Origin of the sequence: Burkholderia sp. JP2-270, assembly GCF_003233675.1 — a bacterium.
In the GTDB taxonomy this organism is placed as follows: domain Bacteria; phylum Pseudomonadota; class Gammaproteobacteria; order Burkholderiales; family Burkholderiaceae; genus Burkholderia; species Burkholderia pyrrocinia_C.
The window spans coordinates 2,666,553-2,687,242 of the sequence record NZ_CP029825.1 but is presented as its reverse complement, the minus strand read 5'-3'; the positions used below and the strand labels follow the sequence as shown (position 1 = coordinate 2,687,242).

Genomic DNA, 20,690 nt, shown 5'->3' with positions numbered 1-20,690 from the left:
CGTCACGACGACACGTCAGATCGTGTACCGCGTGCATGAACGGGATCGGCACGAATCGCTCGGCATCCACGGGCGAGCGACTGGACGCCACCGCACGGCACGCGGTTCAGCCGGATCATCGACATGCCGCGCATCGATCTGCCGAGAACATCATGCTACGAAGCATCAAGGAATTGCACGGAAGCGCGGTGCGCGCGAAGGACGGCGACATCGGGCACGTCAATCAAGCCTACTTCGACGACGACAACTGGTGCATCCGCTACCTCGTCGTCGAGACGGGCGACTGGCTGCACGAGAGGCTGGTACTCATCTCGCCCTATTCAGTCAAGCACACCGACTCCCGATCCAGCACGCTGCATGTCGATCTTACGCGCCGGCAGGTAGGAGACAGCCCGGATCTGGACATACGCAAGCCGGTATCCCGCCAACACGAAATCGAATACCTGCGTTACTACCATTACCCGCCCTACTGGGGTGGCCCGAACCTGTGGGGCACGGACGCATGCCCTGCGTTCCATTCTGCCGTCCTGTCGCAAGATCTTGAGACTGGCAATCCGCTGCCCACCCGCCCAACGCCTGCCGATGCGCCAGCGGACACGCATCTGCGCGGCACCGGCAAGGTCAAGGGTTATCGGCTCGAAACCACGGCCGGACACATCGGCCGCGTGTCCGACTTCATCTACGACGATGAAGCCTGGGTGATCCGCTATCTCGCAATCAGTACGCGGAACTGGTGGCTGACCAACAGGGAATTCCTGATCGCGACGCACTGGCTCGACCAGGTGGACTGGGCCACGGAAACGGTATCGACCGCGCTCGACCGCGACTCGATCCGCCACAGCCCCGAATACGACGATTCACAGCCTGTTTATCGAAGCGACGAAATTGTGCTGCATCAGTTCTACGGCAAGCACGGCTACTGGTTGAATGCCGAATCGTCCACGGCCCGCGGTACGCTTTGATGCCGCGGCCTCTGACTGCGTGAAACCTGCGACCCTCACGCTCGTCCGTTCTGAACGCTTCGTCAGTTCATACCGGAGAAGTTCCATGCCCGCTTTCATGCCCGTCATCTCCGCCAGGCAATTCATCGAACTGGTCAATCAGCGCCTGCCCTCGCATCACGTATTCAAGGCCGGGATGCATGTGTTTCTCGTGAGCCCTGCATCCGCCGACGCCGATGCGGTCGAGTTCGACTATTCACCGAGGACGCGCCGGGCGAGCGGCGTGGTCATCTATGTCGTCGATCATGTGAAATCCCAATTCCTGGTCGAACCGGACCTGCGGCTGGCCGGCTCCGGATAGCGCCGTTCGATGCGCCCGCCGGTCGAAGCCGACCCGGACCCCGACCTGGATTCCATCTCGTCCGTCGACCAGCCGCCCCCAAGCGCTTCGATCAAATCCACCGCCTCGATCATCCTCTCCGCCTGCGTGTTCAATACCGGCAGCGGAGCAGCCAGCGCTGCTGCCTACGCGACGGCGACGGTCGTGTAATACGAATCCCCTTGATGCCCCGAAAAACAAAAAACCCGCGAAGCCTTGCGGCTATCGCGGGTTCACAGCATTCCATGGAACTCCATGGAAGCGAATCTGGTGGCCCGTTTTGGGTTCTCAATCATGGGACGGACGCGTTCATTTCATGGCTTCCAGGCAATTGATGGCAATTCACCGGCAATCGAACGGCTTCTCCTGGCCGGTTCACTTACGTCAAAATTAGATCCACTATTTTGTCGATACGAGCGGGGCGACAAATTGCTCGAAGTGCGGCAACCAGATGGGGATTGCGTCCTTGACGGTGAACATGCCGTGACCGTTCTTACCGAAAGGCGGTTCGACGATCATTTGCCCCTGACCGCCAGCTGCCTGAAATGCTGCAAACCATGTCGCAACGACTTCAGGTGCAAAGAACTTGTCGTTTTGAACATAATGCCAGAGTACGGGAACACGTGTTGTCGTTGCGAAATGCGCAATCGTGTCAGCCATCTGCTGCGCGCCACACGGCATGCCAGGATGTTTCGATGGGTTCCCGCCGCGGCCGCCCGAAAAGTTGACGACCGCGACTAATCCCTCCGGGGCATAGCTTGCTGCTGCAAGAGACGCGAATCCACCCGCTGATTGCCCTACCAAAACAACATGCTCCCGATCGACCTGAGGCAAGGTCTGCGCATATTTGACGGCTGCGAGCACGTCTTGCGCCGCCTGCTTACCGGCGGCCATGTAATCGGGATGTTGGCAAGAACCAGCGCCCTCCTCGTCGGTGCCTCCCGTGGCTCCGTAGCCACGGCGGATTGGCACGATAACAGCAAAACCGAGTTGGACGAACGTTCGAATCTGCGGTAATTCACGGTAGCGGCCCACCTTCCACCGGTCCCGGGGATCAGGCGGACTGCCGTGACTCAAAACAAGCAACGGAAACGGTCCAGGACCAGCGGGCATATAGGTGGTCGCTACCAGATCGCGTTTATGCGCTCCGTCGTCGACCGAAACTATGACGATGGTTTCGTGGAGGTCAGTTGCGAAGGGCTGATCCTCGTTAGCGGACAGTGCGCAGCCAATCACGGAAGCGATCAAAGCCCCCGACATCAAGAGTCGGGGCACGTGAACGAATATCCATTTTCGACGAGAGATGATTTTCATATTCCACTGAATTGCCTCGGATATGCAGGAGACCTTTTTGATTGGCAAGCCGCCTTGGTAATGTTCTCAAAATACAGATAATAAGCGTCTGATGCAGTTTGAACGAAACTGATACGCTGTTCAGCAGGCGGCATAATAGCCTCATAGCCGGAAACGTCAGTCCAGCGGCGCCAATTGGTCGCAGCCGCCCACGAACACAATTGACTCGTTTCAATCAAGGTCATGGCACTTTCGTCTCCCCGTATATATCGCGGTTCAGCTCGGCACCATAATATTCAGTGAGATCAGTCGTCAGCCGCTTCAATTTGACCTCGGACTGCAGCGCGTCGAAAGTCGCCCTGATGGAGTCGGTCCGCGCAGCATATAGCCGGTCCTCCGCATCGAGTACGTCCACATTGATCTTGACGCCAAGTGTATATGCCTTCCGGGTCGCGTCGCGGGCAGTGACTGCGGCGTGAATGGCCTCGGACTGGACCGGCCAGCCTTTCGTAGACATCTTCGAGCCATAATTTACGGCAACCGAGGAGGTCAATACGAGCTGCTCGTCACCCGTAACAAGTGCCTCGTCGGTCACCCATTGAACGAAGAGTGGGGTCACTATCGTGCAAACTTCGATCGCGATGGCCAGTAGGAATATCTGCGAAAGCGATCGCTTGAGCCCAACAATGCGCCCGGTCAACTCGCGGACCCGGAGCTTTTCTTTCCGTTTCGCGCGTTTGAATTCGGGGTTAGGCGTTAGTTCGAGTGCGACGCCCGTGAAATGCTTGGATAGTTCCTTCCACTCAACGGTGCTGCGTCCGAGCGCCGGATCGACGATTTCCACGCTCGACGACCGGACACGCTCCAGCACGACGAAGTGATTGAAACTCCAGTACAGGATGCAGGGCAGTTGCAAGTGACGCACTTCATCTAATTCGAGCGACAGGGGGCGAGCTGTCAGCTTCAGATGGCTGCCGATCTCGATGAGGTTGGCGAGCGTCGTGCCTTTGAGGGAAACCAAAAAGCGTTGACGCAACTGGCGCAAATCGATTTCATGGCCATGAAACGACGCGACCATGCAAATGCACGCAAGTCCACACTCGGCCGCCTCGTTTTGTAGAACGACCGGAACCTTCTTGCGCAGCCCGGCCTGAAGGTTGCCAAATATCCCGAGGAGATTCATAAGTAGGCGCGGTAAAGCAACTAGCCGATCAGCGCTTTGACGCCGAGTGCGGTGATGAATATGAGAACCACGATCAGGGTGTGCCTCGTCCACTTCGACTGCCCGAGTCGGCCGCTTTCGGATAAACGACGTACGCCCGACGTGATGAGATATGCCAGCACGCCGATGACGAGGGCTGAGAGAATTGCGTGTTTGTCCATGTTCGATATTTCTCGTCGGTTGAGCTTGTCTCAGGTGGCGTCGATGACGAATCCTCTAGCCGCAAGGAGATTCAGCAGGCCATTTGATCCATTGAAGTGGTTGAATCCAACCGCGACGGCAAATGGAGCCGCTGCAGGCGATTGCGTTTCAGCCAGAATCCGGTCGGCGAACCGATGGTTTCGCTGATCCAGCATTTTTTCGTTGACGATCTTGTCGATACGTGGGGTGTACGGATCGAGCGCCGAAATCTCGCTGCCGACACGTTCGACATCTCCCGCCAGCCATGCTCGCGCGATGCGTGTCAGTGCGGTATTGGTTTGCGCCGCGGTCGCGTTCTGTTCAAGATAACCGCGCAGCATCGCGTCTTGAATGTCCTCGGGAAACGAATCAAACATCACGAACTGTTGTTCGATGCTTTCGAAGCTTTCGACCGGTATGTCGTCGTGGCGCGCTTCCTCGACGATCTTTGCTTCAACGCTTGTCAGCTTGCCGAGGTCCGCGTTTCGCTTCTCGATGTCCTGGAGCAGGATCGATATGGCCCAAGGCTTCAATCTTCTGACTTTCTCCACCGGAACCTTATCAGTGTTGGCGCGTGCGATGAGCAGTGCCGCGGTCTGCGCGGTCAGATGTTTGAATACGTCATCGTCGTTCGGGTAACGGCAGTGCCTTACCGCGTTCGCCCGATCGGTGGCGTCGTTAGGATTAGCTTCGATAAATACTTTCGTTGACGTGGCGATTTTCTTGACGATACGAGGTGGTAGCCGGTCGTGACGAGGAAGAACGTGAATCGTCGGAATGAGATTGACCACGAGACCTGTTTCGGAGACGGCTTTCCAGACGATCCCATTATTTGAGGGAGAGACCTCCGGAATTGACGTATCGTCTTGCGATGCACCGTCGGCACCGGGAGCAATAGCATTGATCATCAAGGGAATCACGATTCTCACGAAGTCACGGCGGGAAATCGGCATGCACAATCCACCAGTAGCAATACGACAATCGATGCCTAACCTCAACATGGCGTGGCTCGACGAATGAGTACCGCGGGCTTCTGGCAACGCCAGCCCGCGGCACTTCTGCTGAACCTGTCCGCATTTTTGTGGGCGAGGCGGTTGAACAACAGGTTATCCACGCGCCTGCGTAAACCGTTCGCCGAACAGAATAGCAAACTGGTTCATCGCTGATTTCCAGTCGAAGGCGGCCCTCACGGTCTTGGCCAGTACGTTGCGCAGCGCCAGCCAGAGCAGCTTGATGGCCGCCTCGTCGTTCGGGAAGTGACCGCGCGTCTTGATGATCTTGCGCAATTGCATGTTCAAGCTCTCGATGGCGTTTGTCGTATAAACGACTCGCCGAATTTCCGGCGGGAACACGTAGAACGGCACGACGTGCTCCCACGCGCGTTGCCACGACTGCACGATCGTCGGGTACTTCGCGCCCCAAGGTCCGTCGGCGAAGTCTTGCAGCGCTTGCCTTGCTGCCTCTTCGCTGGCAGCCGCGTAGATCGGGCGCAGCGCCGTGGCGAGTACCTTGCGGTCCTTGTAGCTGGCGTATTCGAGGCTATTGCGGATCAGATGCACGATGCAGGTCTGAACGGTGGTCCGCGGATAGGCCGCGCTGATGGCTTCGGTTAGCCCCTTCAGGCCATCGACCACGGCGATCAGGATGTCCTGGCAGCCGCGCGTCTTGAGTTCATTGAACACCTTGAGCCAGAACTTGGCGCCCTCGGTCTGCTCGATCCAGAGGCCCAGCACATCGCGCTGGCCATCGGCTTGGATGCCCAAGGCCAGATAGACGGCCTTGTTGCTGACCACCCCGTCGTCGCGGATCTTGACCCGCAGCGCATCGAAGAACACGACCGGATACATCGCCTCGAGTGGGCGGCTCTGCCAGCTCAGCGCTTCGGCCATCACCTCGTCGGTGACCGAGCTGATGAAGTCGGGCGACACTTCGGTGCCGTATTGCTCGGCCAGAAACCCTTGAATCTCGCGCACGCTCATGCCACGCGCGTACATCGCAATGATGCGTTCGTCGAAGCCGGTGAAGCGGCGCTCGTGCTTGGGAATCAGGATCGGCTCGAAGCTGCCGTCACGGTCACGAGGGACTTCGACACGAACCGGGCCGCGATCCGTGATGACCGTCTTGCCGCTGGCGCCGTTGCGCTCGTTGGCTTGTCCGGCCGGCTTGGACTGGCCCGACGGGTAGCCCAGATGCAGATTCATCTCGGCGCCCATCGCCCGTTCGATGATCGCCTTGTTGAACGCCAGCATCAGATCCTGAACCTCGGTCGGCGTCATCGGCCCCTTGACCAACTGGTCCAGCAGTTCCTTGGGCAACTCAGGCAGCGGCCCGCGGGCCGCTGCCTGACGCGCTACGGTTTGCCTCTTCTTCTTCATCGGCATATCCATGACTTTTATACCTCATGATATGCCCCGCCCACGAAATGACGGATAGGTCCCGACGGGTAGCCCAGATGCAGATTCATCTCGGCGCCCATCGCCCGTTCGATGATCGCCTTGTTGAACGCCAGCATCAGATCCTGAACCTCGGTCGGCGTCATCGGCCCCTTGACCAACTGGTCCAGCAGTTCCTTGGGCAACTCAGGCAGCGGCCCGCGGGCCGCTGCCTGACGCGCTACGGTTTGCCTCTTCTTCTTCATCGGCATATCCATGACTTTTATACCTCATGATATGCCCCGCCCACGAAATGACGGATAGGTCCCTTCTGCTAGCGGTTAATCACCGCCGCCGTCTCCTCCGCCATCGCCGCCGTCGCTGGAACCAGCGTCACCCGAGCTATCGCTGGAATCGCCGCTAACAGCATTACCAACTGCTTCACCGACGGCCTCCCCCGCAGTGGCACCCACGGCGCTACCGACCGCCGCGCCGACCGCCCCCCCACTTCACCGCCGACAAGGCCGCCGACAGCTGCACCAACCGCATTGCCCACATCACCGGCAAACACGGCACCACTCGGAATTGCCAGTTCATTGTCATTCAGGAGTCTCATGATTGAAAATCTCCATTTCGTTGGGTTTTTAACCGAATGCCCGCGAAAACGATTTCGGCGAAAATGCAGCCCCGGGAAATTACATGCACGTCTGCGGTTGATCCACTGCATCCATCTCACATTAAATCGTGATGCCTTCTTTGCAAGCCGAGCGAGATTATCAAAATCTCTTCCGAAACACCATTCCGCCTTCCTTTCGGAAGTGGCGATTTTTTTGTTTTTAGAAATATTTGTTTATGTAATATGAAAGATACCGCTACCATATAAGCGAATCACCTGCTTTACTGCCATATTTCCCAGGTTTTATGAGGCATTACGCGGAATATTGGGGGCGAAATTTCACATATTGGCTAACCGAGGTGCCGTTCGTAGTACCACCGCGTAAAAGCGATACATTATTTCGGCCGCATCGGGCGGGCTCGATCGGGCGACCAGCGCTCACACAACTAATGTTGTGTCTAAATTTCAACTAAAGTTGTGTCGATCGACGGGCTGCTGGTCCGCCAGCCGTGCCGGAACTGCCCCAACCGGCTTTCCGGCGCCAAGTTTCGAGGTCAAACCGAGCTGTCGTGATAACAAGGCTATCTTATCGGCGCATGCGATTCCAGCCTCCCCTCTGGCGTCACCATTCGACCCAAGGCGAATCGCCGGGCGACCCACCGGTTGCCGCCGGGTGCTAGATGCCGGCGAACGTGACGCGCGAGCGCCCGGGATACCGTGATGGTCGGCGAGGCTCGCCAGTACGACGACCGCTCATCTTTCAGGCGCGGCGGTGCTGGATTCGAGGTGCCACCCGGACGTGTTCCCAGCTGAACCAGCACGACCGGGGCTGACGGCGCGACGGGACGCAGGCACGCGGGATAGGTCACGCCGAGCGTGCGCGCGGTGGTGACCAGCCAGCGCACACTATCGGGATCTCGTCGTAGCAACGCATCGTCGAGCCGGGCCGGCCGGATCAATTTCGACAGGGCTTCCAGCTAGGCCGCCACGGAATCGAACGCGTGCGTCAACTCCGGCGCCAAGATCGGCCGGCGGCACGTTTCACGCGTAAAGAAGTGCAGCCGGCCGCATCGGCAGGCGCCGGCGGTGCCAAAGTCGACAATGGATCGCAGCGTCGTATGAAAAGGTGCGCCGCAGTAGCACCGACCAACCAGCGGCTTGACGATCCTGGCGCCGACCACATCGCGCAGCACGTTTTCGACGCGCGCGCAGATGTTGGCTAGCGCCCCGTCAACGCTGAATTCGTTCCAGCATGCGCCCGCGAGTTCTGGGAAGCGATACGACAGCAGACCCGCGCCCGGCACGTACGCCGCGTCGCTGAACTGCAGGTCGCGCGGGGCTCACGGCATGAGGGCGCAGCGCACCGCGCGTAACACGTCTTCGGCAGAACATTCGCGTCGCAGGCTGAGGGTGATAGCCAAGCACCGCGCGCGAGGCGATCTCGACCAGTACCACGCCCCACAGACGACGGATCATGCGTGGCTCGGTGCCGCCGTGCGGCGAGGGCATCAGTACGACCATGCGAGAATCGAGCTTGTGCGCATCGCATTCGACGCGCTCGAAGGGGGCCAGCGGCAGCCGTCGAGTACCATCGCCGGCGCGTGCCTTGCGCACGGCGTCTTGGCCCCCGGTCAGTTCGCGCGCCCGCACCGGATCAACCGAGGCCGTTCCCCAAGCTTGAAATGGCCCGAAGAAATCAGGCAGGTCAGCACCACCTGCTGCCTTGCCCAGCTTGGTACGCTTCATCCTTTCTGCCGGTATTTCCCAAGTCCCCTCTTCCAGATCAAACTCTGCCCACTCAGCGGCTCGCAGTTCTCCGGGACGCTGAAAGAGCAATGGGGCGAGCCGCAACGCGCACGAAACAGGCAGCGGCCCAGCATAGCCATCGATGGCGCGCAACAACTCGCCGACCTGGGTCGGATCCGTGATTGCCGCGTAGTGCTGAACTTGATTCGGCGGTAACGCGCCACGCAAATCGACGGTGATATCACGAGCGACACGCCCCGTCGCAACACCGTATCGAATCACTTGACCGATGATCCCGCGCAACCGATGCGCCGTTTCCAGTGCCCCACGCTTTTCCACCCGGAGTAATACATCCAGCACTTCAGGAGGCGTCAACCCGGCAATGGGACGCGCGCCCATCCAAGGAAAGACGTCCGCCTCCAGGCGCGCGAGATTGCGCGTGGCATGGCTCTCCGACCATGAGGGGGAGTATTTCGCGTACCACTCCCGAGCGATGGCCTCGAACGTATTTTCAGCTCCGAGTCGCGCCACGCGTTTTTCGGCTTTTCGAGTCTCTCCCGGATCAGCTCCGGCTCCCAGCAACAAGCGAGCCTTGTCACGTCGCTCACGCGCCTCTTTCAGACTGACCTCTGGGTACACGCCAAGGGAAATGCGTTTTTCCTTGCTGGAGAAGCGGTACTTCAACCGCCACCACTTGCCGCCACTCGGGCAACTCCAAGATAAAGGCCGCCGCCGTCGAACAAGCGGATCGGTTTGTCAGCAGGTTTGGCGTTACGAATAGCGGTGTCGGTTAAAGGCATCGTCCAGGCCCGGGGGCAACAGACAATAGGGAAAGTACACTTGCCCCTGGCTGTCCATGGAATCCCTTGGACGCCCCGAAAAACAAAAAACCCGCGAAGCCTTGCGGCTATCGCGGGTTCACAGCATTCCATGGAACACCATGGAAGCGAATCTGGTGGGCCCGGCGGGGTTCGAACCCGCGACCAATCGATTATGAGTCGACTGCTCTAACCGCTGAGCTACAAGCCCTGACGAGATACGACGCGTGCTACATGCAGCCCCGGCAAAGAAGCCGGGCCGGCATTGTAACAACAAAGGAGACAAACGCCACCGGCATCACGCAAATGCCGGCGGCGTTCGCAGGAGAAACGCTGGAAATCAGTTCCCTTCGAGGAACGACTTCAGCTTGTCGGAACGGCTCGGATGACGCAGCTTGCGCAGCGCCTTGGCCTCGATCTGACGGATCCGCTCGCGCGTGACGTCGAACTGCTTGCCGACTTCCTCGAGCGTGTGGTCCGTGCTCATTTCGATGCCGAAGCGCATCCGCAGCACCTTCGCCTCGCGCGGCGTCAGCGAATCGAGCACGTCCTTCACGACGTCGCGCATGCTTGCATGCAGCGCGGCATCCGCCGGCGCGACCGTGTTGGTGTCCTCGATGAAGTCGCCGAGATGGGAATCGTCGTCGTCACCGATCGGCGTTTCCATCGAGATCGGCTCCTTCGCGATCTTCATGATCTTGCGGATCTTGTCTTCCGGCATTTCCATCTTCTCGGCAAGCGTTGCCGGATCCGGCTCGAGACCGGTTTCCTGCAGGATCTGCCGCGAGATGCGGTTCATCTTGTTGATCGTCTCGATCATGTGAACCGGAATACGGATCGTGCGCGCCTGATCGGCGATCGAGCGCGTGATGGCCTGACGGATCCACCACGTCGCATAGGTCGAGAACTTGTAGCCGCGACGGTATTCGAACTTGTCCACCGCCTTCATCAGGCCGATGTTGCCTTCCTGGATCAGGTCGAGGAACTGCAGGCCGCGGTTCGTGTACTTCTTCGCGATCGAGATCACGAGACGCAGGTTGGCCTCGGTCATTTCGCGCTTCGCCTGGCGTGCCTTCAGTTCGCCAGCCGCCATCTGGCGGTTGGTTTCCTTCAGGTCCTTCAGCGGCAGCACGACGCGCGCCTGCAGGTCGAGCAGGCGCTGCTGCTGTTCGCGGATCGCCGGGATGTTGCGCGACAGGACCGCGCTGTACGAATGGCCCTCGGCCGTGATCTTCTCGGCCCAGTCGAGATCCGTCTCGCTGCCCGGGAAGCGCGCGATGAATTCCGAACGCGGCATGCCGCACTTGTCGACGACGATGTGCAGGATCTGGCGCTCGACCTGACGCACTTCGTCCACCTGCGCACGCAGCGTGTCGCACAGGCGCTCGACGGTACGCGCGGTGAAGCGGATCGTCATCAGCTCGGTCTGGATCGTTTCCTGCGCCTTCAGGTAGGACTTCGACTTGTAGCCTTCCTTCTCGAACGCGCGGCGCATCTTGTCGAACCACTCGCTGATCTGCGAGAACTTGTCGAGCGATGCGCGCTTGAGGGCTTCGAGCTGGGCGGCGTTGGCCGTCGCCTGCGCGGCGCCGTCATCGTCCTCCTCTTCCTCTTCTTCCTCTTCCTCTTCGGCTTCCTCGTCCTCGTTCTCGATGGCTTCCGCTTCCTTCGCGGAGAAGCCGTCCGTGTCGGCGCTGTCCGACGCGTTCGGATCGAGCAGGCCGTCGACGAGCTCGTCGACGCGGATCTCTTCGTTCGCGACGCGCTCGGCCATCGCGAGAATGTCGGCGATCGTCGTCGGGCACGCGGAAATCGCCATCACCATGTGGCGCAGGCCGTCCTCGATCCGCTTCGCGATCTCGATTTCGCCTTCGCGCGTGAGCAGCTCGACCGTGCCCATTTCGCGCATGTACATCCGGACCGGATCGGTCGTGCGGCCGAACTCCGAATCGACGGTGGACAGCGCGACTTCCGCTTCCTCTTCGACTTCATCGTCCGACGACGCGGCCGGCGCGTTGTCGTTCAGGAGCAGCGTTTCCGCGTCCGGCGCCTGCTCGTAGACCGCCACGCCCATGTCGTTGAACGTGCCGATGATGCCTTCGAGGGCTTCCGTCTCGGTGAAGTTGTCCGGCAGGTGATCGTTGATTTCGGCGTACGTAAGGAAGCCGCGCTCCTTGCCGAGCTTGATCAGCGCGCGCAGCTTCACGCGGCGCTCTTCGAGCTCCTCGGCCGTGCCCGGCGTGCTCGTCGCGAACGCTTCCTTCAGCAGCGCCTTTTCCTTGGCGCGACGATCGCGCACCTTGGATTTGCCCGGTGCAGCCGCGGCTGCGGGCTGCTCGTCGCTCTGATTTGCGTCGTCATCGACGGATACTTCGTTCAGCTTTTTGGTCATGGAGTTCGCCGTACCGGCTATATCGACTCGCGGCTGCTGGACGACAGCCGGTTGAACCGTGGGTGCATGAGTAGTACGTACTGCCGTTTCGTCCGCGGCGGCAGTCGTGTCCCTTGCGCTTTTCGCACTTGCCCGCTTCGCCGCCGGCTTGGCCGGCCCGGAGTCGGGTCTGGCGGCAGCCCGCGTTCTGGCTGCCGGCGCCGGCGCAGCCTGAGCAGTGCCGGCCGCGGTTTTCTTTCCCGCAGGGGCTGACGATGCTGAAGACGTTGTCCTGGTGGAAGAAGCAGACTTGGCCGCTGTGACCTTCTTGGTCGGCTCCGTCGAGCCCTTGCCTGTTGCTTTCTTTCCGCCTGTCGTCTTTGCCATCGCGATTTTCGCCTCTGCTTGGAAAACAAACCGCTGGAAACCTTATATTATAGCACGCTGGGGAGCCCTCTCTAAGCGCCCCGGCCGCCTACAGCCCGAGCCGACGCTTCATGTCGGTTCGCTGCTGGTTCAATTCCGTCAATTCGGCCAATTCCTCGGGTGTGAAGGTGGATTGCCGCGCCAGCCGATCGAGCCGGTCGCAGCAGGCGTCATAGCGCATCTTGAGCACCGCCGCCTGCAACTCCTCCCCCGCGATCCGCTCCTGTTCACGCTGCCGCTCGGGCACCGTCTCGTCTTCCGGATTCTGTAACAGCAAATCGCGGACGTTTTCATCATAGTCCAGAATTTCGCGGAAGATTTCCTCGTAAGTCGCCCCGTTCGAGGACGTCCGCAGGACATCCGACAGCAGCCGGAACTCCGCGCCGTCGCCCAGCGCACGCGCATGGTCGACGACTTCGGCGAACAGCTCGCCGATGCGCGGCAACGCGCGCAGGGTCGCAATCTGTTCATCGTCGAGTTGCGACGCGATACGCGGATGCATCACCAGCGTGCGCAACGCACGCTTTTCGCTGTCCGTCACGCGACGCCGCTCGCTGCGCGCGGGTGCCTGGCGCGGCGGCGCCGCGATCCTCGCGTCGACGTCGGACAACCCCGCAACCTCTTCGAACGGGATATCGAGACGGTCCGCGAACATGTGCATGATCTGCGCGCGCAACGCGTTCGCGGGCAGCGCCTGCAGCAGCGGCTTCGCATCGAACAGCGCCTTCGCACGGCCTTCCGGCTGATCGAGTGCCTTGCCGGCAATTGCTTCGTTGAGCAGAAATTGCGACAGCGGCATCGCGCGCTCGACCTGCTCGGAAAACGCATCAGCGCCGAACTCGCGCACATAGCTGTCCGGATCGTGCTCGGCCGGCAGAAAAAGGAACCGGATCGTGCGATTGTCCGCCGCATGCGGCAGGCACGCCTCGAGCGCGCGCCGGGCCGCACGCCGCCCGGCCGAGTCGCCGTCGAAACTGAAAATGACCGTGTCGGTCTGGCGCAGCAGCTTCTGCACGTGAATCGGCGTGCACGCGGTGCCGAGCGTCGCGACCGCATTCGGGAAGCCGAGCTGCGCGAGCGCGACGACGTCCATGTAGCCTTCGACGACCAGCACATACTTGCGCTCGCGAATCGCGAGCCGCGCCTCGAACAGCCCGTACAGCTCGCTGCCCTTGTTGAACAGCGGCGTTTCGGGCGAGTTCAGGTATTTCGGCTCGCCGCTGCCGAGCACGCGGCCGCCGAAGCCGATCACCTGCCCCTTCACGTTGCGGATCGGGAACATGATCCGCTCGCGGAACCGGTCGTAGCGGCGCGCGACGCCCTGCGCATCGGTTTTGTCGCTGACGATCACGAGCCCCGACTCGACGAGCGACTCGTCGCGATAGTCGGGGAACGCGGTTTCGAGGTTCTGCCAGCCGTCCGGCGCATAACCGAGACCGAAGCGCGCGGCGATCTCGCCGGTCAGGCCCCGGTTCTTCAGGTACTGGATCGCGACGGTCGCGCCGCGCAGCTGCTTGCGGTAGTAATCGCACGCGGCAGTCATCGCATCGGACAGCGCGGTCGCGACGGATTTCGACACCGGCGCCGGATAATCGCCGCCACCGCCCCCACCGCCGCCGCGCATCGACGGCTCGTGCGGCACGGTCAGCCCGACGGATTGCGCGAGTTCCTGCACGGCTTCCGGGAACGTGAGCCCCGCATGCTCCATCAGGAAGCCGATCGCCGTGCCGTGCGCGCCGCAGCCGAAGCAGTGATAGAACTGCTTGGTCGGACTGACGGTAAACGACGGGCTCTTCTCGTTATGGAACGGGCACAGCCCCATGAAGTTGGCGCCGCCCTTCTTGAGCTGCACGTACCGACCCACCACGTCGACGATGTCGACGCGGTTCAGCAAGTCCTGCAGGAACGAATGCGGAATCACCGTGGGATCGAGCGAAAAAAGACAATACGACGCCCGACGCACGCAACGCCGGGCGCGCCGGGAACGGGTTTTACTTCGTGAGCGCGGCCTTGACCTGCGCGGAAACGGCCGTCATGTCGGCACGGCCGGCGAGCTTGCCCTTCAGCACGCCCATCACCTTGCCCATGTCCTGCGGGCCGGCGGCGCCGGTTTGCGCGACCGCCGCCTGGACTTCGGCCGCCACTTCGGCATCCGACAGTTGCGCGGGCATGTAGCCGCCCAGCACGGTCAGCTCGGCCTGCTCCTTCGCGACGAGGTCGTCGCGGCCGGCGGCCTGGAACTGGCTGATCGAATCCTTGCGCTGCTTGATCATCTTGTCGATCACGGCCGTGATGCCCGCGTCGTCGAGCGTGACCCGATCATCGACCTCGCGCTGCTTGATCGCGGCCATCAGCAGGCGAATCGTCGCCAGGCGCTCGCTTTCCTTCGCGCGCATCGCGGCCTTCATGTCTTCGCTGATCTGCTCTTTCAAACTCATCTTTCACCCGGGATGGAAACGTGAATCCGACGCCCGCGAAAGGGCGTCAACACAAAAACCCGCTTGGGACAGTGTCTCAAGCGGGTTGCTCGAATCCGGCATCGGCGACTCGCCGCCTGATCGGCTGCACGATCACCCGATCGCACGGAGTCGCCGGTGCGCCGCTCAGCGAACCGCGCGGCGCCCAATCGTTCAGTACAGCTTCTTCGGCAGCGTCTGGCTGCGGATACGCTTGTAATGACGCTTCACTGCAGCAGCCTTCTTGCGCTTGCGCTCCGCGGTCGGCTTCTCGTAAAACTCGCGCGCACGAAGTTCGGTCAACAAACCGTTCTTCTCGATCGTGCGCTTGAAGCGACGCATTGCAACTTCGAACGGCTCGTTCTCTTTAACGCGAATGATCGTCATGATCCGACACGAATAAAGGTTTGCAGGGAAAGACTACCGAGTATAGCAGAGCGATTGCTCAAAGGCACGGGGCCTGGTCCCGCTAACACGGAGCTTGCCAAGCCCGTCAGGCGCCGCGCGCATACTCCGCCGCAGCCTGCCCGGCCGCCGTGCCGGACGCCCACGCCCACTGGAAGTTGTAGCCGCCGAGCCAGCCCGTCACGTCCACCGCCTCGCCGACGAAGAACAGCCCCGGGACGCGCGCGCTCATCATCGTCGCCGACGACAGCTCCCGCGTATCGATCCCGCCCTTCGTCACCTCGGCCTTCTTGTAGCCTTCGGTGCCGTTCGGCGTCAGCGTCCAGCCGGCGAGCGCGTCGCCGATCTGGCGCAGCGTCTTGTCGGGCAGGTCCGCGAGCCGCGCGTCGGCCGCGACGCGATGCGTGTCGAGCCATGCGTGTGCGAGGCGTGACGGCACCCAGTCCGCCAGCAGCGAACCGATCTGGCGCTTCGACGTGCGCTTCGCGTCGAGCAGGTCCGCCACCGCGTCGCGCTGCGGCAGCAGGTCGACGCGAATCGGGTCGCCGGGCTGCCAGTAGCTCGAGATCTGCAGGATGCCGGGCCCCGACAGGCCGCGATGAGTCAACAGCAGGTCCTCGACGAATTCGCCGCCGCGCTTCTTGTCGCCGGTCGACACGCGCACTTCGAGCGACACGCCGGACAGCGCCGCGAACGGCTCCCAGTCGTGCTGCGCGAATGTGAGCGGCACGAGCGCGGGCCGCGTATCGATGAGCTTATGGCCGAACTGCTTCGCGAGCCGGTAGCCGAAGTCGGTCGCGCCGATCTTCGGGATCGACAGGCCGCCCGTCGCGACAATCAGTGCACGCGCACCGATCGGCCCGGCCTGCTGCGTGTCGAGCGTGAAGCCGTCGGCCGGTGCGTGGCGCACCGCGTCGACGACGACGGGCCGGCGCCACGCGATACCGCCCGCGTCGCATTCGTGCTTCAGCACGTCGATGATCGCGTCGCTGCCGTGGTCGCAAAAGAGCTGGCCCTTGTGCTTTTCGTGCCAGGTCACATGATGGCGCCTGAGCAGCCCGAGGAAGTCGCGCGGCGTATAGCGCGCCAGCGCCGAACGCGCGAAATGCGGATTCGCCGACAGGTAGTTGTCGGGGCCTGCGTACAGGTTCGTGAAGTTGCAGCGGCCGCCGCCCGAGATGCGGATTTTCTCGGCGAGCCGCGGCGCGTGATCGATCAGCACGACGCGGCGGCCGAGCTGCCCGGCGACCGCGGCGCTCATCATCCCGGCGGCGCCCGCGCCGATCACGGCGATGTCAAAAGTTTCCATGGCGCGGATTGTACCTGCCCGGCATCGGGCCCGGGCCGCCGCCAGCGGTGGCCGGCCCTCGCCTGCTATACTTTCGGGTTACGTTTACCTTCCTTTGGCGCGCCCGATAGGCGCGCCCCGCCCGCACCCATGCTCGTTCTCGGCATCGAAAGCTCCTGCGACGAAACCGGCCTCGCGCTCTACGACACGCAGCGCGGCCTGCTCGCGCACGCGCTCCATTCGCAGATCGCGATGCACCGCGACTACGGCGGCGTCGTGCCCGAACTCGCGTCGCGCGACCACATCCGCCGCGCGCTGCCGCTGCTCGAGGAAGTGATGGCGCAAAGCGGCACGCACCGCGACGACATCGACGCGATCGCGTTCACGCAAGGCCCCGGCCTCGCCGGCGCGCTGCTGGTCGGCGCGAGCATCGCGAATGCGCTCGCGCTCGCATGGAACAAGCCGACCGTCGGCATCCATCACCTCGAAGGCCACCTGCTGTCGCCGCTGCTCGTCGCCGAGCCGCCGCCGTTCCCGTTCGTCGCGCTGCTGGTTTCCGGTGGCCACACGCAACTGATGCGCGTGACCAACGTCGGCGTGTACGAGACGCTCGGCGAAACGCTCGACGACGCGGCCGGCGAAGCGTTCGACAAGACCGCGAAGCTGATCGGCCTCGGCTACCCGGGCGGCCCGGAAGTGTCGAAGCTCGCCGAAACGGGCACGCCGGGCGCGGTCGTGCTGCCGCGTCCGATGTTGCATTCGGGCGACCTCGACTTCAGCTTCAGCGGCCTGAAGACGGCCGTGCTCACGCAGATGAAGAAGTTCGAGGCTGCGAAGCTGACGGGCGACGCGCTCGAACGCGCGAAAGCCGACCTCGCGCGCGGTTTCGTCGACGCGGCCGTCGACGTGCTCGTCGCGAAGTCGCTCGCCGCGCTGAAGAAGACGAAGCTCAAGCGCCTCGTGGTCGCGGGCGGCGTCGGCGCGAACCGCCAGTTGCGCGAGGCGCTGTCGGCCGCCGCGGCCAAGCGCGGCTTCGACGTGCACTACCCCGATCTCGCGCTCTGCACCGACAACGGCGCGATGATCGCGCTCGCGGGTGCGCTGCGGCTCGGCCGCTGGCCCGAGCAGGCGAACGCCGACTACGCGTTCACGGTGAAGCCGCGCTGGGATCTCGCGTCGCTCGCACGCTGAACCACGACGCCCATACAAGAAAATCAAAAGGCCGCTCAAACGAGCGGCCTTTTTCATCGATGCGGCAAAACGACGCAGCGTTATGCCGCCTGCCGCTTGTCGCGCTCGATCAGCGCATACGCGCTGTGATTGTGGATCGACTCGAAGTTCTCGGCTTCGAGCACATACGCGACCACGCGCTCGTCCGCATCGAGACGCTGCGCGACGTCGCGCACGAGATCCTCGACGAACTTCGGGTTCTCGTACGCACGCTCGGTGACGAACTTCTCGTCCGGGCGCTTCAGCAGGCCCCACAGTTCGCACGACGCCTCTTCCTCCGCGATGCGGATCAGCGCCTCGACCGGCAGATCGGCCGCGAGCTCGGCATCGATCGTCACGTGCGAGCGCTGGTTGTGCGCGCCGTACTGCGAGATCTTCTTCGAGCACGGGCACAGGCTCGTCACGGGCACGAGCACCTTCAGGAACAGGCGCGTGTCACCGTTTCGGCTTTCGCCCGCGAGCGTCACTTCGTAGTCGAGCAGGCTCTGCACGCCGGACACCGGCGCCGTCTTGTTCACGAAGTACGGGAACGTGACCTCGATGCGCCCCGCCTCGGCCTCGAGCTTCTCCAGCATCGATGCGAGCATCGTGCGGAAGCGCTCGACCGTCAGCGGCGCGCGGTTCTCTTCGAGCAGCGCGACGAAGCGCGACATGTGCGTGCCCTTCTGGTCGGCCGGCAGGCGCACGTCGAGATTCCAGACACCGACGGTCGGCTGCACGTCGCCGCTTTCGGTGCATACCGTCAACGGATGCCGGACCGCCTTCACGCCCACGCGCTGAATCGGAATCCGACGGGTATCCACCGTGCTCTGCACGTCGGGCATCACGAAGGCGGGATTCATCTGGTTCATCTTGTTCAATCCTTGTAAGCCGCGCGTTCGACGACGCGCACGCCGCGTCATGCGGCAGCCGGAAAAGCAACATGGGCCCGCAGGCCCATGTTTTCCGCATCAATGAAGACCGGTTGCGCCAGTCGCACCAGCGCCGCCCGCGGGCGGCGCCAGCTTATGCGACGCGCTTCGCCTGACCGGCGACATCAGCCGCCGGGTTCAGGAAGCGTTCGCGAATCGATTTCGCGATGCCCGCGCCGTCGAGGCCGCATAGCGACAGCAGCTTTGCGTGGTCGCCGTGATCGACGAACTGGTCAGGGAGGCCCAATTGTAGTACGGGTCGGATAACCCCACTCTCCATCAGGGCTTCCACGCAGGCCGAGCCCGCGCCGCCCATCACGCAGCCTTCCTCGATCGTGACGAGGTAGTCATGCGTCTCGGCGAGTTCGCGCACGAGCGCGGCGTCGACCGGCTTCACGAAGCGCATGTTCGCGACGGTTGCGTCGAGCTCCTCGGCCGCGGCGAGCGACGGTGAGACCATCGTGCCGAATGCGAGGATCGCGACACGCTTGCCTTCCGGCTGCGCCGTGCGGCGACGCACTTCACCCTTGCCGAGCGGGATCTCGGTGAATTCCTTCACCGTCGGCACGCCCGTGCCCGCGCCGCGCGGATAGCGCACTGCGGTCGGGTTCGGCTGCTGCAGCGCCGTGTGCAGCATCTGGCGGCATTCGTTCTCATCGGATGCGGCCATGATCGTCATGTTCGGGATGCAGCGCATGAACGCGAGATCGTACGCGCCCGCGTGCGTCGCGCCGTCCGCGCCGACGAGACCCGCGCGGTCGATCGCGAACACGACCGGCAGGTTCTGCAGCGCGACGTCGTGGATCAGCTGATCGTAAGCACGTTGCAGGAACGTCGAGTAGATCGCGACGACCGGCTTGAGCCCTTCGGTCGCGAGACCGCCCGCGAACGTCACCGCGTGCTGCTCGGCGATGCCGACGTCGTAGTAGCGATCCTTGAAACGCTTCTCGAACTCGACCATGCCCGAGCCCTCGCGCATCGCGGGCGTGATGCCGACGACGCGCGTATCACGCTCGGCTTCATCGCACAGCCACTCGCCGAACACCTGGGTGTACGTCTTCTTCGCGGGCGTGGTCGACGGCTTGATGCCTTCGGCCGGGTTGAACTTGCCGGGGCCGTGATAGAGCACGGGATCGGCTTCGGCGAGCTTGTAGCCCTGGCCTTTCTTCGTCACCACGTGCAGGAACTGCGGGCCGCGCAGTTCTCGGATGTTCTGCAGCGTCGGGATCAGCGAATCGAGATCGTGACCGTCGATCGGGCCGATGTAATTGAAGCCGAACTCCTCGAACAGCGTGGCCGGCACGACCATGCCCTTCGCGTGCTCCTCGAGCTTGCGTGCGAGCTCGAGCACCGGCGGCGCAACGCTCAGCACGCGCTCGACGCCCGCGCGCGCAGCCGCGTAGAAGCGGCCCGACATCAGGCGTGCGAGATGGCGATTCAGCGCGCCGACCGGCGGCGAGATCGACATGTCGTTGTCGTTCAGGATCACGAGCAGCTTCGCATCCTCCGACACGCCCGCGTTGTTCATCGCCTCGAACGCCATGCCGGCCGTCATCGCGCCGTCGCCGATCACGGCGATCGAGAAACGGTCGTCGCCGTTCAGCTGGCTGCCGATCGCCATGCCGAGCGCGGCTGAGATCGACGTGCTCGAGTGCGCGGTGCCGAACGTGTCGTATTCGGATTCGCTGCGGCGCGGGAAGCCCGAGATGCCGTCGTACTGGCGCAGCGAATGCATCTGGTCGCGGCGACCCGTGAGGATCTTGTGCGGATAGGTCTGGTGGCCCACGTCCCAGACGATGCGATCGTTCGGCGTGTTGAACACGTAGTGCAGCGCGATCGTCAGCTCGACCGTCCCGAGGTTGGACGACAAATGGCCGCCCGTCTTCGACACGCTGTCGAGCACAAACGCGCGCAGTTCATCCGCGAGCGGTTGCAGTTGGCGACGATCGAGGCGGCGCAGATCCGCCGGGTCGTCGATGGTTTTCAGCAAGTCGTACATCGTCGTTCCATTGTAGGAAATCAAACGCGCCCGCATT

18 protein-coding genes, 1 tRNA gene and 2 pseudogenes are annotated in these 20,690 nt (G+C 62.5%); 4 read left to right on the top strand and 17 right to left on the bottom strand.

The window, feature by feature from the left end:
• Nucleotides 1–152 precede the first annotated feature (152 nt).
• The 3 genes from DM992_RS30290 to DM992_RS30280 all read left to right on the top strand — a co-directional run bounded on the left by DM992_RS30290 (nt 153) and on the right by DM992_RS30280 (nt 1,491).
• Entirely contained in the window at nt 153–962 is an 810-nt protein-coding gene (locus tag DM992_RS30290; protein WP_111020478.1) for a PRC-barrel domain-containing protein, read from the top strand.
• Between the two features lie 85 nt (nt 963–1,047).
• Complete coding sequence (locus tag DM992_RS30285) at nt 1,048–1,302, top strand: hypothetical protein (protein ID WP_111019862.1); 255 nt, start codon at nt 1,048–1,050, stop codon at nt 1,300–1,302.
• Nucleotides 1,303–1,311: 9 nt separating this feature from the next.
• Entirely contained in the window at nt 1,312–1,491 is a 180-nt protein-coding gene (locus tag DM992_RS30280; RefSeq protein ID WP_111019861.1) for a hypothetical protein, read from the top strand.
• 228 nt (nt 1,492–1,719) lie between these two features.
• Here DM992_RS30280 and DM992_RS30275 read toward each other — a convergent pair whose 3' ends face one another.
• The 15 genes and pseudogenes from DM992_RS30275 to DM992_RS30210 all read right to left on the bottom strand — a co-directional run bounded on the left by DM992_RS30275 (nt 1,720) and on the right by DM992_RS30210 (nt 16,534).
• Nucleotides 1,720–2,634, bottom strand: a complete 915-nt coding sequence (locus DM992_RS30275) for an alpha/beta fold hydrolase (RefSeq protein WP_111019860.1) — start codon at nt 2,632–2,634, stop codon at nt 1,720–1,722.
• Complete coding sequence (locus DM992_RS41920; protein WP_162631766.1) at nt 2,631–2,858, bottom strand: hypothetical protein; 228 nt, start codon at nt 2,856–2,858, stop codon at nt 2,631–2,633. The genes DM992_RS30275 and DM992_RS41920 overlap by 4 nt, the downstream gene beginning before the upstream one ends.
• On the bottom strand, nt 2,855–3,796 hold the full coding sequence (locus DM992_RS30270; protein WP_111019859.1) for a cysteine peptidase family C39 domain-containing protein: 942 nt from the start codon (nt 3,794–3,796) through the stop codon (nt 2,855–2,857). The genes DM992_RS41920 and DM992_RS30270 overlap by 4 nt, the downstream gene beginning before the upstream one ends.
• 20 nt (nt 3,797–3,816) lie before the next feature.
• The gene (locus DM992_RS30265; RefSeq protein WP_111019858.1) at nt 3,817–3,996 is read right to left on the bottom strand and encodes a hypothetical protein; all 180 of its coding nucleotides are present in this window, start codon (nt 3,994–3,996) and stop codon (nt 3,817–3,819) included.
• Nucleotides 3,997–4,026: 30 nt separating this feature from the next.
• Nucleotides 4,027–4,968, bottom strand: coding sequence for a TraB/GumN family protein (locus DM992_RS30260; RefSeq protein ID WP_162631765.1), 942 nt, complete (start codon nt 4,966–4,968; stop codon nt 4,027–4,029).
• A gap of 153 nt (nt 4,969–5,121) precedes the next feature.
• On the bottom strand, nt 5,122–6,390 hold the full coding sequence (locus DM992_RS30255) for an IS256-like element ISBcen18 family transposase (RefSeq protein WP_081938342.1): 1,269 nt from the start codon (nt 6,388–6,390) through the stop codon (nt 5,122–5,124).
• A gap of 59 nt (nt 6,391–6,449) precedes the next feature.
• Nucleotides 6,450–6,653: pseudogene (locus DM992_RS30250) on the bottom strand (IS256 family transposase); the annotation flags it as partial.
• A 68-nt stretch (nt 6,654–6,721) separates the two neighbouring features.
• Nucleotides 6,722–7,114, bottom strand: a complete 393-nt coding sequence (locus DM992_RS30245; RefSeq protein WP_162631764.1) for a hypothetical protein — start codon at nt 7,112–7,114, stop codon at nt 6,722–6,724.
• Nucleotides 7,115–8,710: 1,596 nt separating this feature from the next.
• Nucleotides 8,711–9,549: pseudogene (locus tag DM992_RS30240) on the bottom strand (integrase arm-type DNA-binding domain-containing protein); the annotation flags it as partial.
• Nucleotides 9,550–9,702: 153 nt separating this feature from the next.
• A tRNA-Ile gene (locus DM992_RS30235) sits at nt 9,703–9,778 on the bottom strand.
• Nucleotides 9,779–9,907: 129 nt separating this feature from the next.
• Entirely contained in the window at nt 9,908–12,325 is a 2,418-nt protein-coding gene (gene rpoD / locus DM992_RS30230; protein WP_111019855.1) for an RNA polymerase sigma factor RpoD, read from the bottom strand.
• 88 nt (nt 12,326–12,413) lie between these two features.
• Nucleotides 12,414–14,285: a DNA primase gene (dnaG, locus tag DM992_RS30225; protein WP_111019854.1), complete on the bottom strand. Its 1,872-nt coding sequence runs from the start codon at nt 14,283–14,285 to the stop codon at nt 12,414–12,416.
• A 70-nt stretch (nt 14,286–14,355) separates the two neighbouring features.
• Nucleotides 14,356–14,802 carry a GatB/YqeY domain-containing protein gene (locus tag DM992_RS30220; RefSeq protein ID WP_006479409.1) on the bottom strand — a complete coding sequence of 149 codons (447 nt, stop codon included), beginning with the start codon at nt 14,800–14,802 and terminating at the stop codon, nt 14,356–14,358.
• A gap of 192 nt (nt 14,803–14,994) precedes the next feature.
• Entirely contained in the window at nt 14,995–15,207 is a 213-nt protein-coding gene (gene rpsU / locus DM992_RS30215) for a 30S ribosomal protein S21 (protein WP_006479415.1), read from the bottom strand.
• Nucleotides 15,208–15,313: 106 nt separating this feature from the next.
• Complete coding sequence (locus DM992_RS30210; RefSeq protein ID WP_111019853.1) at nt 15,314–16,534, bottom strand: NAD(P)/FAD-dependent oxidoreductase; 1,221 nt, start codon at nt 16,532–16,534, stop codon at nt 15,314–15,316.
• Nucleotides 16,535–16,663: 129 nt separating this feature from the next.
• Here DM992_RS30210 and tsaD point away from each other — a divergent pair, with 129 nt between their 5' ends.
• Nucleotides 16,664–17,704 (top strand): tRNA (adenosine(37)-N6)-threonylcarbamoyltransferase complex transferase subunit TsaD, encoded by a 1,041-nt coding sequence (gene tsaD, locus DM992_RS30205; protein ID WP_111019852.1) that lies wholly within the window; start codon nt 16,664–16,666, stop codon nt 17,702–17,704.
• A gap of 80 nt (nt 17,705–17,784) precedes the next feature.
• Here tsaD and folE2 read toward each other — a convergent pair whose 3' ends face one another.
• On the bottom strand, nt 17,785–18,594 hold the full coding sequence (gene folE2, locus DM992_RS30200) for a GTP cyclohydrolase FolE2 (protein WP_111019851.1): 810 nt from the start codon (nt 18,592–18,594) through the stop codon (nt 17,785–17,787).
• A gap of 154 nt (nt 18,595–18,748) precedes the next feature.
• Entirely contained in the window at nt 18,749–20,653 is a 1,905-nt protein-coding gene (gene dxs / locus DM992_RS30195) for a 1-deoxy-D-xylulose-5-phosphate synthase (protein WP_111019850.1), read from the bottom strand.
• Nucleotides 20,654–20,690 lie beyond the last annotated feature (37 nt).

Bases quoted from the DNA above. Each gene is read 5' to 3' on its own strand.
- DM992_RS30290 (WP_111020478.1), top strand. From the start codon at position 153: ATGCTACGAAGCATCAAGGAATTGCACGGAAGCGCGGTGCGCGCGAAG.
- DM992_RS30285 (WP_111019862.1), top strand. From the start codon at position 1,048: ATGCCCGCTTTCATGCCCGTCATCTCCGCCAGGCAATTCATCGAACTG.
- DM992_RS30280 (WP_111019861.1), top strand. From the start codon at position 1,312: ATGCGCCCGCCGGTCGAAGCCGACCCGGACCCCGACCTGGATTCCATC.
- DM992_RS30275 (WP_111019860.1), bottom strand. From the start codon at position 2,634: ATGAAAATCATCTCTCGTCGAAAATGGATATTCGTTCACGTGCCCCGA.
- DM992_RS41920 (WP_162631766.1), bottom strand. From the start codon at position 2,858: ATGACCTTGATTGAAACGAGTCAATTGTGTTCGTGGGCGGCTGCGACC.
- DM992_RS30270 (WP_111019859.1), bottom strand. From the start codon at position 3,796: ATGAATCTCCTCGGGATATTTGGCAACCTTCAGGCCGGGCTGCGCAAG.
- DM992_RS30265 (WP_111019858.1), bottom strand. From the start codon at position 3,996: ATGGACAAACACGCAATTCTCTCAGCCCTCGTCATCGGCGTGCTGGCA.
- DM992_RS30260 (WP_162631765.1), bottom strand. From the start codon at position 4,968: ATGCCGATTTCCCGCCGTGACTTCGTGAGAATCGTGATTCCCTTGATG.
- DM992_RS30255 (WP_081938342.1), bottom strand. From the start codon at position 6,390: ATGAAGAAGAAGAGGCAAACCGTAGCGCGTCAGGCAGCGGCCCGCGGG.
- DM992_RS30245 (WP_162631764.1), bottom strand. From the start codon at position 7,114: ATGCAGTGGATCAACCGCAGACGTGCATGTAATTTCCCGGGGCTGCAT.
- rpoD (WP_111019855.1), bottom strand. From the start codon at position 12,325: ATGGCAAAGACGACAGGCGGAAAGAAAGCAACAGGCAAGGGCTCGACG.
- DM992_RS30220 (WP_006479409.1), bottom strand. From the start codon at position 14,802: ATGAGTTTGAAAGAGCAGATCAGCGAAGACATGAAGGCCGCGATGCGC.
- rpsU (WP_006479415.1), bottom strand. From the start codon at position 15,207: ATGACGATCATTCGCGTTAAAGAGAACGAGCCGTTCGAAGTTGCAATG.
- DM992_RS30210 (WP_111019853.1), bottom strand. From the start codon at position 16,534: ATGGAAACTTTTGACATCGCCGTGATCGGCGCGGGCGCCGCCGGGATG.
- tsaD (WP_111019852.1), top strand. From the start codon at position 16,664: ATGCTCGTTCTCGGCATCGAAAGCTCCTGCGACGAAACCGGCCTCGCG.
- folE2 (WP_111019851.1), bottom strand. From the start codon at position 18,594: ATGAACCAGATGAATCCCGCCTTCGTGATGCCCGACGTGCAGAGCACG.
- dxs (WP_111019850.1), bottom strand. From the start codon at position 20,653: ATGTACGACTTGCTGAAAACCATCGACGACCCGGCGGATCTGCGCCGC.